15 protein-coding genes are annotated in these 16,527 nt (G+C 60.2%); 3 read left to right on the plus strand and 12 right to left on the minus strand.

All coding sequences use genetic code 11. The features are described from left to right. Positions 1–26: 26 nt before the first annotated feature. The 3 genes from KIK84_RS06230 to KIK84_RS06240 form a co-directional block, all read right to left on the minus strand. Positions 27–1,433 carry a sensor histidine kinase gene (locus KIK84_RS06230; protein ID WP_250207776.1) on the minus strand — a complete coding sequence of 469 codons (1,407 nt, stop codon included), beginning with the start codon at positions 1,431–1,433 and terminating at the stop codon, positions 27–29. Next, positions 1,430–2,143, minus strand: coding sequence for a response regulator transcription factor (locus KIK84_RS06235; RefSeq protein WP_214122166.1), 714 nt, complete (start codon positions 2,141–2,143; stop codon positions 1,430–1,432). The genes KIK84_RS06230 and KIK84_RS06235 overlap by 4 nt, the downstream gene beginning before the upstream one ends. Positions 2,144–2,253: 110 nt before the next feature. Next, positions 2,254–2,739, minus strand: a complete 486-nt coding sequence (locus KIK84_RS06240) for a Spy/CpxP family protein refolding chaperone (RefSeq protein WP_214122167.1) — start codon at positions 2,737–2,739, stop codon at positions 2,254–2,256. A gap of 299 nt (positions 2,740–3,038) precedes the next feature. On the opposite strand from KIK84_RS06240, the gene KIK84_RS16555 reads away from it, so the two are divergent. Both KIK84_RS16555 and KIK84_RS06250 read left to right on the plus strand, forming a co-directional pair. Further along, the gene (locus KIK84_RS16555; RefSeq protein ID WP_250207777.1) at positions 3,039–3,296 is read left to right on the plus strand and encodes a FitA-like ribbon-helix-helix domain-containing protein; all 258 of its coding nucleotides are present in this window, start codon (positions 3,039–3,041) and stop codon (positions 3,294–3,296) included. Beyond that, positions 3,296–3,742 (plus strand): type II toxin-antitoxin system VapC family toxin, encoded by a 447-nt coding sequence (locus KIK84_RS06250; RefSeq protein WP_250207778.1) that lies wholly within the window; start codon positions 3,296–3,298, stop codon positions 3,740–3,742. The genes KIK84_RS16555 and KIK84_RS06250 overlap by 1 nt, the downstream gene beginning before the upstream one ends. A 55-nt stretch (positions 3,743–3,797) precedes the next feature. On the opposite strand, the gene KIK84_RS06255 is transcribed toward KIK84_RS06250, so the two are convergent. From KIK84_RS06255 to KIK84_RS06265, 3 genes are all read right to left on the minus strand, one after another. Further along, positions 3,798–4,496, minus strand: coding sequence for a lysozyme inhibitor LprI family protein (locus tag KIK84_RS06255; RefSeq protein WP_214122168.1), 699 nt, complete (start codon positions 4,494–4,496; stop codon positions 3,798–3,800). 121 nt (positions 4,497–4,617) lie between these two features. Then, positions 4,618–5,394, minus strand: coding sequence for a tRNA (5-methylaminomethyl-2-thiouridine)(34)-methyltransferase MnmC2 (gene mnmC2 / locus KIK84_RS06260; RefSeq protein WP_214122169.1), 777 nt, complete (start codon positions 5,392–5,394; stop codon positions 4,618–4,620). After that, complete coding sequence (locus KIK84_RS06265) at positions 5,364–5,831, minus strand: Dps family protein (RefSeq protein ID WP_214122170.1); 468 nt, start codon at positions 5,829–5,831, stop codon at positions 5,364–5,366. The genes mnmC2 and KIK84_RS06265 overlap by 31 nt, the downstream gene beginning before the upstream one ends. A 146-nt stretch (positions 5,832–5,977) precedes the next feature. Here KIK84_RS06265 and KIK84_RS06270 point away from each other — a divergent pair, with 146 nt between their 5' ends. Next, positions 5,978–6,406 carry a PilZ domain-containing protein gene (locus KIK84_RS06270; protein WP_214122171.1) on the plus strand — a complete coding sequence of 143 codons (429 nt, stop codon included), beginning with the start codon at positions 5,978–5,980 and terminating at the stop codon, positions 6,404–6,406. A gap of 23 nt (positions 6,407–6,429) precedes the next feature. Here the strand turns inward: KIK84_RS06270 and KIK84_RS06275 are convergent, their stop codons facing one another. From KIK84_RS06275 to KIK84_RS06300, 6 genes are all read right to left on the minus strand, one after another. After that, positions 6,430–7,263 carry a DUF4399 domain-containing protein gene (locus KIK84_RS06275; protein WP_214122172.1) on the minus strand — a complete coding sequence of 278 codons (834 nt, stop codon included), beginning with the start codon at positions 7,261–7,263 and terminating at the stop codon, positions 6,430–6,432. A gap of 25 nt (positions 7,264–7,288) precedes the next feature. Continuing rightward, positions 7,289–7,870: a D-sedoheptulose 7-phosphate isomerase gene (gene lpcA / locus KIK84_RS06280; protein WP_214122173.1), complete on the minus strand. Its 582-nt coding sequence runs from the start codon at positions 7,868–7,870 to the stop codon at positions 7,289–7,291. 62 nt (positions 7,871–7,932) lie between these two features. Beyond that, on the minus strand, positions 7,933–13,743 hold the full coding sequence (uvrA, locus tag KIK84_RS06285) for an excinuclease ABC subunit UvrA (protein WP_214122174.1): 5,811 nt from the start codon (positions 13,741–13,743) through the stop codon (positions 7,933–7,935). 76 nt (positions 13,744–13,819) lie between these two features. Then, complete coding sequence (locus KIK84_RS06290) at positions 13,820–14,317, minus strand: hypothetical protein (RefSeq protein WP_214122175.1); 498 nt, start codon at positions 14,315–14,317, stop codon at positions 13,820–13,822. Between the two features lie 99 nt (positions 14,318–14,416). Further along, positions 14,417–14,557: a hypothetical protein gene (locus tag KIK84_RS06295; RefSeq protein ID WP_214122176.1), complete on the minus strand. Its 141-nt coding sequence runs from the start codon at positions 14,555–14,557 to the stop codon at positions 14,417–14,419. An 88-nt stretch (positions 14,558–14,645) separates the two neighbouring features. Continuing rightward, entirely contained in the window at positions 14,646–16,406 is a 1,761-nt protein-coding gene (locus KIK84_RS06300) for an MFS transporter (protein WP_214122177.1), read from the minus strand. Between the last annotated feature and the right edge of the window lie 121 nt (positions 16,407–16,527).

Consider the following 16,527-nt stretch of genomic DNA (forward strand, 5'->3'; position numbering starts at 1 on the left):
CGACCTTGCCCACCAAACGCAACAGATCACACGGTTGCGGCTGGCAGGGTGATTTCAATCTCCAACCCCGGATGGGCATTGCGCACGGCGAAACTACCGCCATGCGCCTGCGCCACGAGGCGGCAAAGGTACAGCCCCAGCCCCACGCCTCCCCCTTCGCGGGTGCGGGCGGCGTCGGGCCGGAAAAAGGGTTGACCCAAGTTGGGGAGTTGGCTCTCCATCACACCGGAGCCGAAGTCGCGCACAGTCACCGACAACTGTCCGTTTGCCCATTGCACGGTGATTTGCGGTGCATGGGATGCGCCCGCACTGTGTCGCAGCGCATTTTCCAACAGGTTACGCACCAACAGACGGATGCGGGTCGGATCCAACTGCAGACGAGGCAAGGTCTGGGGTAACTGCATGTCAATCTCAGGGCCTGCATCGGCATCCACAGTGGCATGGGCGGTTTGCAGTTCACACACCACGTCATCCACCAGCGCACACACATCCACTGCCTCGCGGTGCAGTGCAGCGTGTGGGCTGGCCAAGCGCTCACTCTCCAGCAGATCGGTGACCAGGTCGCGCATGAGGGCCAGATCTCGCAGGAGCGCGTCGCGACTGGGTTGTACATCGGCAGTTTCGGGCAGCAGCTCGGTGTTCAAGCGGGCGCGGGTAAGCGGGCTGCGCAGTTCGTGGCTGATGGCCAGCAGCAAGGTGCGTTTGGCCTCGAGCATCTGGTGAATGTCTGCGCCCATGGTGTTGATGGTGGCGGCCAGCTCGGCTAGTTCGTCCGGGTGGCGGGAGTGGCGCACGGGGATGGCCTGCCCGAAGTCCCCGCCACCAAAGCGCATGGCCCCGGCACGGATGTCATCCAACGGACGCAGCATGCGACGCACCCACATGTAAGCCAGCGTAGTGAGCACCAGCAGACTGAACAGTGTGACCCAGCCGATGAAGCGAGGCCGATCGCGCCAAGCCTGCACACTCAGCCCGAACTGGATACGGTGACCATCGGCGGTTGTGCGCACATAAAAACGAGGACTCTCGGAGTCGGCCGATTTATCCTTCATCCAGTCGTGCTTGTTCTCGGGCTGATCGGGGTTGCTACGCCAGTTGATCTGCGGGCCGCTGATGCGCACGCTTAAGGGCAAGCGCTGGGTGATGGCACGGGCGCGCTCGATGCTGGGCGGGTTCCCAATCTCAGTGGCGAGTTTGTCTATGTAGTCGGCCACCAGCGGCTTGGCCGCATCGCGCCAGCCAATATTGAGTGCTGCCTGCATGCCAAACATGAAGGTGCTTGCCATGGCAAGCGCCAGCAGCACAAACAAGGCAATCAGTCGCACACGCAGGGAATGCACCAAGGCACGCTTTGCTTGGCGCTGAGCCTGAATACAGGTTTTGAATGCCGGCCAGCCTCGGCAGACTCGCCACCACTCAGCCCACATGCTCATGCGGCACTTCCTGTTGGTGGAGCTACAGGAGCCAGTGCCAACGTGTAGCCAGCGTTGCGCAGGGTTTTGATGCAGTCCAAAGGCTCCAGCTTTTTACGCAGGCGGCTGACCACAATGTCCACCGCACGGGTATAGAGCTCGGCATCAACGCCGCGTAGCTGGTTCAGGATGTCATCGCGGCTGAACACCTTGCCCGGCGCACGGGCCAGTAGGAGCAGCAAATCAAATTCAGTGCTGGTGAGCTCCACCATCTCACCGTGGCGCTGCACCGTGCGGGTGGCAACATCGATATGCAAACCCTGAAAACACAGGCGATTGGGGTCGGCTGTAGCGACCTTGGGCGCAGCGGGTGCGCGACGGCGCAGCACGGTTTGGACGCGGGCCACCAACTCGCGCGGCTCAAACGGCTTGGGCACATAGTCGTCAGCCCCCAGTTCCAGACCCACCACGCGATCCATCACTTCGCCGCGTGCGGTGAGCATGACGATGGGGACTTCATTGTCTTTGCGGATGGCGCGACACAGGGCAAAGCCATCCATCTCTGGCAGCATCACATCCAAGATGGCGGCATCGATACCGCCCTGCGCCAACCGCGCCAGCCCGTCGCTGGGGCGCAGGCAATGTTCCAGCACCATATCGAAGCGCGCGAAGTAGGCGGCCAATGGGCCGCCAAGCTGGGTGTCGTCATCTATGAGCAGGATGCGATGCATGGGCATTAGTGGGTTGAAGGAGGATTGTCCCACCCTCCAAGACCAAAGTATGCAGTGCCGCTGGCGCTAGCGCCGCAATAGAGCGGTCAGGCTTGCGGACACCATGGCATTTAGCCCCGGCCAAACCAGTGACCATGACCATCCATGTAGTCACGCACCTTCTGCTGCTGGGCAGGGTTCAGGCTGTTGTAAAAATTGGCAATAGCCGCAATGACTTCAGGGCTCTTGGCCTGGATGGCTGCAGTTTTTTCGTTAATCAGAGTCTGGGCGCGGGTAGCGTCAAACTTGTCGCCTGCCACGAGTGCCTTCATTTCCGCGCGCGGGTCTGCGGTCTTACCGATCAAGGCTGCACGCTGCTCAAACATCTTGTCGCCCACGACTGCCAGCAGTTTTTTCTGCTCGGCGTTCAGGTCGAGCTTGCTACCCAATTTATCGACCATTTTGTCGCGCTGGGCGGTGTACTGCTCTGCAGTCATGTTGGCACCGAAATCATGCTGAGGGCGGCCACAAGCGGTCAGGCCACTGACCAGCACCAGAGCGGTCACGGCACCGATAAGCGTACGTTTGGCATGGCTACGAAGGGAGAAATTGGTCATCGCGGTCTTTCTGAACCCAGTCGGGTAGTTGGAATATGACCGTCATGGTGCCGCCACGGCCCCGACACAAGGTGTCAAGCCCGTATCGCTTTGTTTCGTTTTATGTCGATCCGAGCGCGCAGCTTTTGCCAACCGCACTCAAAGGGCAAGTGTCGTATCAGAAGCCATAAACCACCAAGTCGGAATGCTGGGACTTGGAGTGCACTCTAAGTCAAGCGGAGCTAGGCGATCACTGCACCCCAATGGCAACAATGCCAGCAATGAATACAATGCAATCATTGCTATCAAAGGAGAACACCATGGCGGCATTGACCATTCGCAACGTAGACGACGCACTCAAAACCCAGTTGCGCATTCGCGCAGCACAGCATGGTGTATCCATGGAGGAAGAAGCCCGCCGCATACTGCGGGACGCTTTAGCACGTGCAGGCACTGGCGCACAACCTATGGGCCAGCGCTTACTCAGCCGATTTAACACGGCCGCCAGCACCGACTTCACACCGCCTGAGCGCCACTTGCCACGCACTGCACCCGAGTGGACAGAGGGCAAATCCTGATGCTGCTCGACACCAACGTCCTGTCAGAATTTATGCGCCCGCAGCCTGCACCACAGGTCGTAGCGTGGCTGAATGCCCAAAACCCCGCACAGCTATTCATCAGCGCAATCAGCCGGGCTGAAATTGAGCTGGGGTTGGCACTCATGCCCAGCGGGCAGCGTCAGCAGGCATTGGCTAAAGCCGCGCAAGCCATGTTTGACGAAGACTTTGCAGATCAATGCCTCGTTTTTGATGCCCTTGCCGCAAGCCACTATGCCCAGCTGGTGTCCCGTCGAACCCGCCTAGGCCGCCCCATCAGCGTCGAAGACGCGCAGATTGCCGCCATTGCCCTAGCGAACGCGATGCCACTGGCCACACGCAACACTGCAGACTTTGAGCAGATAGAGGGTTTGCAAGTGGTTAACCCTTGGGATAAGTCTCAGAAAGAGGTTTCATCAGGCAATTAACGCCGATGCATTGGCCATGTTTCTTGCGTTTATCGAGGAATCCGCATCCCCCGCCCTACGGCGCATTCCTCTTTGTGGGCAAAGGTTCGTTCATCGCTTCAGTGATTTCACTTTGCTTAATGTGAACTATTCCCCAATCTAACAATTGTTCAATACGCTCTTTAGTTAGCGCAATTGCGCAATTGAAGTAATAACCACCACGAAGGGTACCTGCGGAAATTGTTTCGTAGTGACCATTGCATTCTGCCTCTCTGAATTGCAGCCACAGATCCTGCGCTTTGATTGCCAAGGCACGGGCATCCATGTGATCCATGGAGTCGCAGCAGTCCGGAGATTCAAGGGCTCTGAGTAATACCTTATATGTGGCTTGTAATTGTTTGTTGAGCTTGTTGAGGTTAAGCGCACCACACTCATCCATTTCTGGTGTCGTACGAGCATAGCCATCACAGTCAATATCAAAGTTTTTCATCCGTTGTGCCAGCTCCCAGCGTCGATCACGGTACACATCATGGAGACATAAAACTTCAGTGCATTTATCCCTGACATGGGCAATCCAGTGGCGCTGTGACCGCTGAATCTCGCCTGCAACAGAGCTTGATGACTCGGAAATCAATGCGCTGTAAATGGCGGACATATTTGCATCGGTATCACTTAACCAGTGATCAGAACAAATTAGCTTTTCGACAGAAGACTTGGCTTTGTCGCATTCAATACCGGCCGCACCAGCTGCAATCGGCGATGCGAAAGTGATCATTACTGCGATTCGGAATAGCCATTGGCGAAATATTGCGTACACGATCATCTCCTGCTCATAGAAAACCACCGAACACAGCACACGAAAGTAGGCGAACAAGAATCTCTCCCACCCACTATACCTACCCGCCCCACTGTGCCTCCAACCGCCACCGCTTGGGCGGTGCGTTCGGGCATTTGCGCACGGCAAAGCCCTGCTCGGCCAAGCCGTCGCGCACCATGCGGCTGACGGTGTAGGTGGCCAGCCGTGCGCCGGGCAAGCACAGCGCGGGCAGCGCGGCGAATGTGGGGGTGGACCACATCTCGGGGTTGAGCTTGGGGCTGAATCCGTCCAAATACACGGCATTGGCGCGCACGCCATGTTGGGCCAGCACGGGCAGCATGGCGTGTACGTGGCCTATGGCCAACGTCAGGTGTACGCGGCCGCCATCCAGCCGCCATGTTTGCAGGCCAGGTTGCAGGCTGGGCCAGTGGGTGGTCAGCTCTGCCATCAGCCCAGCGGTCTGGGTGGCTAGCGGGGTATCCGTCTGCTCATGCGGCACGGCTTGGCGGGCGCTGCGCGCCATGTCGGCTGCGCTGACCGGATAGGCCTCTACGGATACGAAGTGCAGCTGCGCGCTGCACTCTGGGTCTTGCTGCCACGCTTGCCAGGTGGCCAGAAAGTTCAATCCCAGGCCAAAGCCCGTCTCTAGCACCGTAAAGCGGTCGTGGCCACGCCATGCGGCAGGCAGGCCGCAGCCTGCCATGAACACGTCGCACGCTTGGCGCCAGCCACCGCTACGGGTGCGGTACACGTCGGCAAAACGTTCGCTGTAGGGGGTTCCTTCCTCCTGCCACGCCACGGGTTCGTGGCGTACTGTCTGCCCGCTCACTCTTCCAGCAAGGAGCGCAACATCCACGCGGTTTGTTCGTGCAGTGCGATGCGTTGGGTCAGCAAATCAGCGGTGGGCTCGTCGCTGGCTTTATCCACCAGTGGGAACAAGGAACGCGCTTTGGCCGCTACGGACTCGTGGCCTTTGACCAGAATGGCCACCATGTCCAGCGCCTTGGGTGGTTTGCTGGGTGCGTCGGGCAGGGAGCTGAGCTTGCCAAAGTCGGCATACGAGCCGGGTGCGGTGTGGCCCAGTGCGCGAATGCGCTCTGCAATCGGGTCTACTGCGTTCCACAGTTCGGTGTACTGGCCCATGAACATGGTGTGCAGCGTGTTGAACATAGGGCCTGTCACGTTCCAGTGGAAGTTGTGCGTGGTCAGGTACAGGGTGTAGGTATCAGCCAACAAGTGGCTCAGGCCTTTGGCAATGGCTTTGCGGTCTTTTTCAGAGATTCCGATGTTCATGATCTGCTCCTCGTTACAGAGACGCCAACTGTAGCGCCGCCCCGAATAGCTGCAAAAGTAATTTACCCAAACATTGAGATAGGAAAAAACAATCTACATGTTGTTTTAGCTTGCCGTGGTATGGTTGAGTGAAACACCGCCCCACCATGTTCCGCTTTCGCAAACGCCCCACTGCCAATTCTGGATCGGATGAGTTTGGACTCGTTCAGGTCAAGCCGTTGCAGCACCGCCGCTTCATGCGCACGCCCTTCCAAATGCCGGCCCAGCTCAACTTGGCCGGCAAGATTCAGGACGTGCAACTGCTGGACATTTCGCTCAAAGGGGCTTTTGTGGATGTGGGCAAGCGCTTGGTGTGCAACGCAGGCACCCATGGCCGTTTGCGCATTCGTTTGTCCGCCACAAGCCTGATTGCCATGGACGTGGTGGTGGCCCGCACCACTGGCCAGTGCATTGGCTTGGAATGCCGCCACATGGATTTGGACAGCGTGACCAACCTGCGCCAGCTCTTGACCCACAACCTGCAAGACCCGGCGCTGCTGACGCGTGAGTTGTCACTGCTCATGGAGCCACGCTGAGTGCCGCTCTGCGTCACCAGCGGTTAACGCCCAAGCACTTTAAAGGCCACTGGCGACGCCTTGGCCATGACCTCGCCAGTGCTGGTACTGATCAACTCCAGCTTGGCGGTGTAAGCATCGGCAGGCGATGCCAACCACACCTCGGTTTGGCCTGCGGTGAAGTTCAGAACCTCGGCTTTGCGGCCTGCACGCTCCAAGCTCAAGCGGAAATAGCCCGTATCGGGCACCTTGGGCCCAATGTGCGAAATGTTGTAGCCGCTGGCATGGAACTGGATACGAAACGGCACCTGCAGCGCACTGTCCGGCTGAGGCGATAGCAGCTCGATACGAGCTGGGCCAAGCAGGCCTTCGGGCTTGACGTCCTTGTTCTGCTTGACCACTTTGACCGTGAGCGGTTTGCTGTAGACGAAATACGGAATATGCCCTTGGTCTGCCAGCAGCATGCGCAAGGTGTACTGCCCTGGCGGCAAGTCCAGCACGGTTTCCATTTGGCCTTTGCCAAAGTGGATGTACTTTTCCGTAAAGGGCAGTGGCTTGGTGAAATCCAGCGGCAAAGGTTGGTTCACGAGCAAATGGTGGTGGCCCGAGTTACCCGCCGTTTTGCCCGCAGGCACTATGCCGCGCATAGACAAACCAAAGCGCACCACAAAGGGCGACTCGACCTCTTGCTTGTCTTTGAGGTTGCTGATGTAAGAGTCGGGCGTACGTGATGGCGGCGTGGTCACCCAAGGGTGTACCAACACATCCGGCACGCTTGGTGTCGCTGGTGGCGCGGTTTGTGCCAACGCCCCCATGGCCACAGTGGCCGCTACCAAACCTTTTAGCACCAAGCCTTTCAAGGCGATTTTTTGCGGCATTGCCTGCTCCCTATAGACGCGCCTCTCAGGGCTTGACATAGCCCAAGCCGATCTCGACATGGTCTATGAGGGCGTGGATGAACTTGATGTGGATTTCTTGGATGCGGTCGGCGTAGCCAAAGTGCGGCACGATGATCTCCGCATCGGCCATGCCGCGCATCTTGCCACCGTCTTTGCCCGACAGCAGGATGGTCTTCATGCCTGCCGCCTTGGCCGCCTTAAACGCCGCCATGATATTGCCCGAGTTACCGCTGGTGGAGATGCCCAGAAACACGTCACCGGGGCGACCCAGCGCTTCCACCTGGCGCGAGAAGATGAACTCAAAGCCGTAATCGTTGCCCACGCAGGTGATGTGCGAGGGATCGGAGATGGCGATGGCCGCCAGCGCCGGGCGGTTGTCGCGGTAGCGGCCCGATAGCTCTTCGGCAAAGTGCATGGCATCGCAGTGCGACCCACCATTGCCAGCGGAAAGCACCTTGCCCCCCGCCTTCAGGCACTGCACCAGCAGCTCGCCCGCGAGATCGACCTGGGCCAGTAGGGCTTGGTCTTGCAGCACACGCGCCAGCAGCTCGGCGCCCTCGGAAAGATGTTGACTTAAACGCGACATAAAAATGCTTGTCCTTCGATAAATACCAACCCGTTATACAACAGCCATTCGGTGCCCGGCCTTCAAGTCCGCGCCAGCACCGGGGCTATAGCCACCCCGGTGTGCGTGCCCAGCCGCACCAAGTCTTCGGGCGTGCCCGCCGCCACAATCTGCCCACCGCCATCGCCGCCTTCTGGCCCCATGTCGAGCACCCAGTCGGCCTCGGCAATCACGTCCAGATCGTGCTCGATAACGACCACGCTGTGCCCCCCCTGCACCAAGCGGTGCAGTACGTGGATGAGTTTTTCCACATCGGCCATGTGCAGGCCTACCGTCGGCTCGTCCAACACGTAGAGCGTGTGCGGCACTTTCTGGCCGCGCTTGCCCACCTCGTCACGCACCTTGGATAGCTCGGTCACCAGCTTGATACGCTGCGCCTCACCCCCACTGAGCGTGGGCGACGGCTGCCCCAGCGTGAGGTAGCTCAAGCCCACGTCCTTGAGCAACTGCAGCGGGTGCGCAATGCTGGGCATGCTGGCAAAGAACTCCACCGCCTCGTCCACCTCCATCTGCAGCACGTCGCCGATGCTCTTGCCACGCCAGGTGACGGCCAGCGTCTCGGGGTTGAAACGTGCGCCCCGGCAGGTTTCGCACAGCACCTTCACGTCCGGCAAAAAGCTCATGGCAATGGTGCGCATGCCCTGCCCTTCGCAGGTGGGGCAGCGGCCATCACCGGTGTTAAAGCTGAACCGGTTGGCTGCGTAGCCACGCGCCTTGGCTTCCAGTGTTTCGGCAAACAACTTGCGGATAGTGTCCCAAAACCCGATGTAGGTGGCAGGGCAAGAACGCGGGGTTTTGCCTATAGGCGTTTGGTCCACCTCCAGCACCCGATCCACGACCTCAAAGCCTTGCAACCCGGTGCATCCCTGCCAAAAGTTGGCAGCGCCATTGGCGGCGTAGGATGCATCGAACGCCTCACGCCCGGCCTTGGCACTGCGCTGCTCCACCACGCGCTGCACGTTGGCCAGCAGCACGTCACGCGCCAGCGTGGATTTGCCCGAACCGGACACCCCCGTAACCGCCACCAGGCGCTTTAGCGGGATGTGAGCAGTCACGCTTTGCAGGTTGTGCATGCTGGCGTTGTGGACGGTGAGCCAAGACGTTTGCACAGGCGGAACCACACGCCGCGCCACCATCGGATGCCGCATGGCGTGCAACAAATAGCGCCCAGTCTGCGAATCCTCTGCCGCCTGCACATCGGCCAGCGTGCCCTGCGCCACCAACCGCCCACCGCGTTTGCCTGCGCTCGGCCCGATGTCGATGATGTGGTCTGCCCGGCGGATGGTGTCCTCGTCGTGCTCCACCACCACCAGCGTATTGCCCTTGCGGCTGAGCGACTGCATGGCCTGCAGCAAGAACTGGTTGTCCCGCGCATGCAAGCCAATGGTCGGCTCGTCCAGCACATAGCACACGCCCTGCAAATGGCTGCCCAACTGCGCCGCCAAACGGATGCGCTGCGCCTCGCCGCCCGACAGCGTGGGCGCGCCACGATCCAGCGTGAGGTAGCCCAAGCCGACCGACTCCAGAAACTCCAAGCGACTCTGAATCTCGGGCAACAAATCGCGGGCGATATCGGCCTCGCGCTCGGTCAAACCAACGGCCAAGCCCTGCACCCACTGGCGCACCGCCGTCACCGACAGGCGGGCGATGTCGGTAATACCCACGCCCGCAAAGCGCACCGCACGCGCAGTGGCGTTGAGCCGCGTGCCGTGGCAGCTAGGGCAGGCTGCGCCGTGGTCGACGTCCAGCTCCGGCTCGGCAAAGGTTTGCTCACGGCCCGATGCGTCGTCGCGCACCGAATCATCCATCTGTGTGCGCTGCTGCTTGGTCAGCGCCAAGCCCGTGCCTACGCAGTCGGGGCACCAGCCGTGCTTGCTGTTGTACGAGAACAGGCGTGGGTCCAGCTCGGCGTAGGACGTACCGCACTGTGGGCAGGCCCGCTTGGTGGAAAACGACTGCACCACCCCCAGCCCCGCGGTGGGCTGCCCGGCCAACATGGCCCCCTTGATGCCACTCATGTCCGACAGCACATGCACCACGCCATGACCATGCGTGAGCGCCTCGCTCAACGCTTGGCGCAAGGCTTGTTCATGCTCTGGGGCCACATCCACACTGGCTACGGGCAGCTCGATGAAGTGCTCTTTGTAGCGGTCAATGCGGGGGAATTTTTCGGTCGGTAAAAAGTTGCCGTCCACGCGCAAATGCGTATAGCCCTTGCCCAGCGCCCACTGCGCCAGCTCGGTGTACACGCCCTTGCGCCCCTGCACCAGCGGTGCCAACAGGCCGATGTGCTGCCCCCGGTATTGGGTGAGGATTTGCGCCGCGATGCGCTCGGCCGTTTGCGGCTGCACCAGCGCACCGTCGTGGTGGCAGTGCTGCGTGCCCAGCTTCACATACAGCAAGCGCAAGAAGTGCCACACCTCGGTAGTCGTGCCCACGGTGGACTTGGCCCCGCCCCGGCTCAAGCGCTGCTCAATAGCGACGGTGGGTGGTATGCCCAGCACCGCATCCACCTCGGGCCGGCCCGCGGGCTGCACGATGGAGCGGGCATAGGCGTTCAGGCTCTCCAAGTACCGGCGTTGGCCTTCATTGAACAAGATGTCAAACGCCAGGGTGGACTTGCCCGAGCCGGACACGCCGGTGATGACAGAAAACTGCCCGCGTGGAATGTCCACGCTGAGCGAGCGCAGGTTGTGTTCTTTGGCGTTGACGATGCGGATGACTTCTGGCTCGGCTGTCGTTGCTTTGTTGGCGTTGTCGTCAACCAGCGGGTGCGCATCAGCCTTAGTCGCCGTGTGCGGCTCGAAGGCGTAAGCCAAGGACGGCTCAGCCACCTCGTGCACCACTCCCATAGCCGCCGCGTACTCCCGCAGCGCCCGCGCCGTGTGCGAATGGGCGTGCAGCATCACCTCCTCGGGCGTGCCCACGGCCACCACCTCACCGCCTGCGTCCCCGGCATCGGGGCCTAGGTCTATGAGCCAGTCTGCAGCGCGCATCACGTCCAAATTGTGCTCAATGACCACCAGCGAATGCCCGGCATCCACCAGCTTGCGCAAGGCGCGCATGAGCTTGGCGATGTCGTCAAAGTGCAGGCCGGTAGTGGGCTCGTCCAGCAGGAAGAGCATGCCTTTGCGCGCCAGCGCTTGGCGGCTGGCGGGCTTGGCCTTGGCGGCGTCGGCCAAGTGGCCAGCGATCTTGAGGCGCTGCGCCTCGCCACCGCTGAGTGTGGGCACGGGCTGCCCTAGGCGCACGTACTCCAGCCCCACGTCCACTATGGGCTGCAGGCTGCGCAATACCTCCCTATCGTTGGCAAACAGGCCCACGGCTTCGCTCACGGTCAGGTGCAGCACGTCGGCCACGTTGAGGGTACGGCCACCGCGCTCTATCGTCACTTCCAGTATCTCGGGGCGATAGCGCTTGCCATCGCAGTCAGGGCAGCGCAGGTAGACGTCGCTCAAGAACTGCATCTCGATGTGCTCAAAGCCCGAGCCACCGCAGGTGGGGCAGCGGCCATCGCCGCTGTTGAAGCTGAACTTGGCGGCGGTGTAGCTGCGTTCTTGCGCCAGTGGCACGGTGGCAAACAGTTCGCGGATGCTGTCCCACGCGCCCACATAGCTCACGGGGTTGGAGCGGGCGGTTTTACCGATGGGGGACTGGTCTACAAACACCACATCGGCCAACTGTTCAGCCCCCAGCAAGTGCTGGTGTGCGCCCGGTGTTTCGGTGGCTTTGCCAAAGTGGCGCAGCATGGCCGGGGCCAATACGTCTTGGATAAGCGTGGACTTGCCCGATCCCGACACGCCGGTGACGCACACCAAGCGGTTGAGCGGGAACTCCACCGACACGTTGCGCAGGTTGTGCTCGGTGACGCCTTCGAGCACCAAGCGCGGCGCGTTGGGCGGCACAGCGCGTTTGAAGCCAAAACCCACTTGCTTGCGAGCGCCCAGATAAGCGCCGGTCAGGGTATCGGCACTTTTCAGTGCTTGGGGCGTGCCGTCAAACACGATCTGCCCGCCGCGTTCGCCGGGGCCAGGTCCCATGTCAATCATGCGATCAGCCGCCCACATGACCGCCGGGTCGTGCTCCACCACTACCAGCGTGTTGCCCGCGTCGCGCAAGCGGTGCATGGCCGAGACGATGCGATCCATGTCGCGTGGGTGCAGACCTATGCTGGGCTCGTCCAGCACGAACAGGGTGTTGACCAAGGATGTGCCCAAGGCCGTGGTGAGGTTGATGCGCTGCACCTCGCCGCCGCTCAGGGTGCGGCTTTGGCGATCCAGCGTCAGGTAGCCGATGCCCACCTCGCACAGGTAGCGCAGGCGGGTGTGGATTTCGTCCAGCAGCATGCGCTGGGCTTTGGCATCGCCATCCACCAGTGCGCCCTCATCGCTGCTGACAGGGGGCAAGCCTGCCTGCAGACTGGCCACGAACTGCTGCAATCGGCTCAATGGCAGCAGCATCAGGTCGTGCAGGCAGAGGCCAGGCAGGCTTTCCAATTGTTCGCGGCTCCACGCCACGCCGTGGGGCAGGTAGCGCTGGGTGGGGGGCAACACGGCATCAGCATCGGCCTTGCTGCCCAAGCGCCACAGCAGGCTGTCACCCTTGAGGCGCGAGCCGTGGCAGACCGGGCACTCGGTGTAGCTGCGGTACTTGGACAGCAGCACGCGGATGTGCATCTTGTAAGCCTTGCTCTCCAAGTATTCGAAGAAGCGGTAAATGCCGTACCAGCGTTGGTTCCACCTGCCGTTCCAGTCCGGCGCGCCGTGCAGCACCCAGTGCTTTTGCGCGTCGCTGAGCTGATACCAGGGCGTGTCGCGCGGAATGCCTGCGGCCTCAGCGTGGCGCATCAAGTCATCTTGGCACTCCGACCACGCGGGGGTTTGTATCGGCTTGATAGCACCGGCGCGCAAGGTGAGTTTGTCGTTGGGGATGACCAGCCCCATGTCCACCCCGATGACGCGGCCAAAGCCGCGGCAGGTGTCGCATGCGCCCACCGCCGAGTTGAAGCTGAACATGGACGGTGTGGGCTCGGCGTAGCGCAAGTCGCTGTCGGGGCAATGCAAGCCCTGCGAGAAGCGCCACACCACGGGCTCGACCTGCTCTGACTGCTCGTCTTGCAACACGTACACGTTGAGTCGCCCGGTGCCGCGTTTGAAGGCCAGCTCGATGGCCTCCAACACCCGCACCTGCTCGGCCTTGGCCAGGCGCAGGCGGTCAGCTACCACGTCCAGCTCCACCACCGCGCCGGCAGCCGTGCTGCGCTCGCGTTTGGCCTGGATGCGGGTAAAGCCGCTGGCGCTGAGCCATTGGGTCAACTCCTCTTCAGTGGTGTTGGCGGGCAGTTCCACGGGGAAGGTGAAGACCAAGCGCGGATCGCCGTGGGCGGCAGCACGCTCTTGCAGTTGGGCATACACGGTCTGCGCCGTGTCGTGGCGCACGGGCTGGGCGGTTTGGCGGTCGTACAGCGCCGCCATGCGGGCGAACAAGAGCTTGAGGTGGTCGTTCAGCTCAGTCATCGTCCCCACGGTGGAACGGCTGGAGCGCACTGGGTTGGTCTGGTCGATGGCAATGGCCGGGGGCACGCCTTCGACCTTGTCCACAGCGGGCTTGTCCATACGGTCGAGAAACTGGCGCGCGTAGGCACTGAATGTCTCTACATAGCGGCGCTGCCCCTCGGCGTAGAGGGTGTCGAAAACGAGGCTGGATTTACCCGACCCGCTAGGCCCTGTGACGACCGTGAGTTCGCCCGTGCGAATATCCAGATCGAGGTTTTTGAGGTTGTGCTGGCGTGCACCGCGGATGCGGATGGTTCCGCGCTTGTCTGCGTCGCTCATGACTGGCTCTCTCGCTTGGTTGCCCGGGGGGAGCAACATTCTAGAGGCTGGCCATGCGGCTGAAAGGCTTGGTGAATTAGCCCTTAAGGACTTGCTCCAACTCCTTGGTGGTTACCGAACCCACTGCCTCGCGGATTTTGGGCAACAAGGCCAGCAGTTCGTCATAGCCAGCTGCTGCCTCGACCGCCAAATTGAGCCGGAAACCGCGCAAGCCCATGCCAGCAGTGATCTTGGTGGCTATAGGCATAGCCAATAAATAGCGCTCTTGCTTACTCAAAGCGGTTTTGGGCAACTCCGCGTCTGATAGCAGCACATCGACCGTATCCAAACCCAACGGGGCGCGCTCGGTATTGAGCTGTACCCCTCCCTCACCGGGCAGTGGTTCGATAAAACCTTGCGCAATAAGGTGCTCTACATCGGTCGGCACGACCCCCAGGGACGTCACCGAAGCCAAGATATCACTGAGATTTTTCTGTCCATCAAACAGCAAAAACAAGGAGCGCTGGCGCTGGCTGAGCAGCGGCGAACGCTCTTTGAAAGCTTGTTGACCCAACGGTGTCTTGGTATAGCGCATAGTGTTTTTGGGTAAAAAGTGCTATCTATGCTGCATCAAGCCACCCCCACCGAGCTAGGTAATAACCCTAATTAACCACAAATACACCACCGCATGCCCTTACTTGGGTGCTGCTGGTGCTTCAGTGTGGGTTGCATCGGCCCCGTGCTTTTCACCGCTCATATCAATATCGCCACCTTTGCTAAGCAAATAAATCGCCAAAGCCACAAATACAACAAATCCTGCTGCGATCTTCCACATGGAGTTTTCCCTCTAAAAATACAAAGCCCCTGACTGTGCAGGGGCTTAGAACGGGCAACCGCATCCCTGCAAGCTGCCCGCCGCTCTATCAGTCGTTGGCGTAGATGTCTACATCTTTGGTTTCCTTCACAAACAGCATGCCAACCACGAAAGTGATGCCGGCGATGATGATGGGATACCACAAGCCGTTGTACATGTTGCCGGTCTGGGCCACGATGGCAAAGGCGGTGGTGGGCAGCAAGCCGCCAAACCAGCCGTTACCGATGTGGTAGGGCAAAGACATGGAGGTGTAGCGGATGCGGGTGGGGAACATTTCCACCAGCATGGCAGCAATCGGGCCGTACACCATGGTGACCAAAAGCACCAAGTAAGTCAGCAACACGATCACCGTCACCTTGTCGAACTTGGCCATGTCAGCCTTGGCGGGGTAGTTGGCGGCCTTGAGTGCAGCCCCCAAGTTGTCGCCCAGCAAAGTGGCAGAAGCGGTTTTTTCGTTGCCCAAGTCCGCTACCTTTTTCTTGGCTGCTTCTACCGCCTTGGCATCTTGGGGTTGGGCGGCGGTCAGCTCGGCCAATTTGGCTTCGGCTTTGGTCTTGGCATCCAACACTTCTTCTGGGCTGTACTTCACCTTCACCTCGGTAGCTCCCACCTTGATGAGGGCTGGCGTACCGGCAGGGGCGGCTTGGTTTTCATAGCTCACCGAGGCGTTGGCCAGGCGTTGTTTGGCCACATCGCAGCTGGACGTGAACTTTTTGGTGCCCGTGGGGTTGAACTGGAAGGAGCACTCGGCGGGGTCTGCGATCACCACCACTTGGGAGTTGGCTTGCGCTGCAGCCAAATCGGGGTTGGCCGCTTTGGTCAAGGCGTTGAACACAGGGAAGTAGGTCAACACCGCGAGCAAGCAACCCGCCATGATGATGGGTTTGCGGCCAATCTTGTCAGACAGCGAGCCAAAGAGCACAAAGAAGGGGGTGCCGATGGCCAGCGAAATCGCAATCATGATGTTGGCGGTAGCGCCATCGACCTTCAGGGCTTGCGTCAGGAAGAACAGCGCGTAGAACTGTCCGGTGTACCAGACCACGGCTTGGCCAGCGGTCAAACCCACCAGAGCCAGAATCACGATCTTGAGGTTTTTCCATTGACCAAAAGACTCGGACAAAGGCGCTTTGGAAGTCTTGCCTTCGGCCTTCATCTTTTGGAAAGCAGGCGACTCATTCATGCTCAAACGGATGTAAACCGAAATGGCCAACAACAGAATGGACACGATGAAAGGGATACGCCAACCCCAAGCGGCAAAAGCATCTTCACCAATCGAGGTGCGCACGCCCAAAATCACCATCAAGCTCAGGAACAAACCCAGCGTAGCGGTGGTTTGGATCCAAGCGGTGTAGGCTCCGCGCTTGCCGTTGGGCGCGTGCTCGGCCACGTAAGTCGCAGCACCACCGTACTCCCCCCCCAAGGCCAAACCTTGCAGCAAACGCAAGGCAATCAAAATGACTGGGGCGGCCACACCGATGGAAGCGTATGTGGGCAGTACCCCCACGATGAAGGTGGACAAGCCCATGATGAGGATGGTCACCAAGAAGGTGTACTTGCGACCAATCATGTCACCCAAGCGTCCAAACACCAGCGCGCCAAAGGGGCGCACGATGAAGCCCGCAGCAAACGCCAACAGCGCGAAGATGAACGCTGTCGTTTCATCCAAACCGCTGAAGAACTGTTTCGCAATGATGGCGGCCAAGGAACCGTAGAGGTAAAAGTCGTACCACTCAAACACGGTGCCCAAGGAGGAAGCGAAGATAACTTTCTTCTCTTCCGCCGTCATTGGGCGAGGGGCAGTAGTTGCCATGATGGGTCTCCTAGTCTGTTTTCAAGCCTTCGGTATGAAGGGTGATTCCATTCTTGGAGCGGCGTCTGACCGTGTTCTGACAGCAGGCTGACGAATTGCTTACAACCCCAGTAGCAACCCT

This window comes from Curvibacter sp. CHRR-16 (assembly GCF_018474005.1).
Classification (GTDB): Bacteria; Pseudomonadota; Gammaproteobacteria; order Burkholderiales; family Burkholderiaceae_C; genus Allorhodoferax.

What these genes read in the sequence shown, in the direction of transcription:
- KIK84_RS06230 (WP_250207776.1), bottom strand. Translation starts at nt 1,433, where the DNA reads ATGAGCATGTGGGCTGAGTGGTGGCGAGTCTGCCGAGGCTGGCCGGCA.
- KIK84_RS06235 (WP_214122166.1), bottom strand. Translation starts at nt 2,143, where the DNA reads ATGCATCGCATCCTGCTCATAGATGACGACACCCAGCTTGGCGGCCCA.
- KIK84_RS06240 (WP_214122167.1), bottom strand. Translation starts at nt 2,739, where the DNA reads ATGACCAATTTCTCCCTTCGTAGCCATGCCAAACGTACGCTTATCGGT.
- KIK84_RS16555 (WP_250207777.1), top strand. Translation starts at nt 3,039, where the DNA reads ATGGCGGCATTGACCATTCGCAACGTAGACGACGCACTCAAAACCCAG.
- KIK84_RS06250 (WP_250207778.1), top strand. Translation starts at nt 3,296, where the DNA reads ATGCTGCTCGACACCAACGTCCTGTCAGAATTTATGCGCCCGCAGCCT.
- KIK84_RS06255 (WP_214122168.1), bottom strand. Translation starts at nt 4,496, where the DNA reads ATGATCACTTTCGCATCGCCGATTGCAGCTGGTGCGGCCGGTATTGAA.
- KIK84_RS06265 (WP_214122170.1), bottom strand. Translation starts at nt 5,831, where the DNA reads ATGAACATCGGAATCTCTGAAAAAGACCGCAAAGCCATTGCCAAAGGC.
- KIK84_RS06270 (WP_214122171.1), top strand. Translation starts at nt 5,978, where the DNA reads ATGTTCCGCTTTCGCAAACGCCCCACTGCCAATTCTGGATCGGATGAG.
- KIK84_RS06275 (WP_214122172.1), bottom strand. Translation starts at nt 7,263, where the DNA reads ATGCCGCAAAAAATCGCCTTGAAAGGCTTGGTGCTAAAAGGTTTGGTA.
- lpcA (WP_214122173.1), bottom strand. Translation starts at nt 7,870, where the DNA reads ATGTCGCGTTTAAGTCAACATCTTTCCGAGGGCGCCGAGCTGCTGGCG.
- uvrA (WP_214122174.1), bottom strand. Translation starts at nt 13,743, where the DNA reads ATGAGCGACGCAGACAAGCGCGGAACCATCCGCATCCGCGGTGCACGC.
- KIK84_RS06290 (WP_214122175.1), bottom strand. Translation starts at nt 14,317, where the DNA reads ATGCGCTATACCAAGACACCGTTGGGTCAACAAGCTTTCAAAGAGCGT.
- KIK84_RS06295 (WP_214122176.1), bottom strand. Translation starts at nt 14,557, where the DNA reads ATGTGGAAGATCGCAGCAGGATTTGTTGTATTTGTGGCTTTGGCGATT.
- KIK84_RS06300 (WP_214122177.1), bottom strand. Translation starts at nt 16,406, where the DNA reads ATGGCAACTACTGCCCCTCGCCCAATGACGGCGGAAGAGAAGAAAGTT.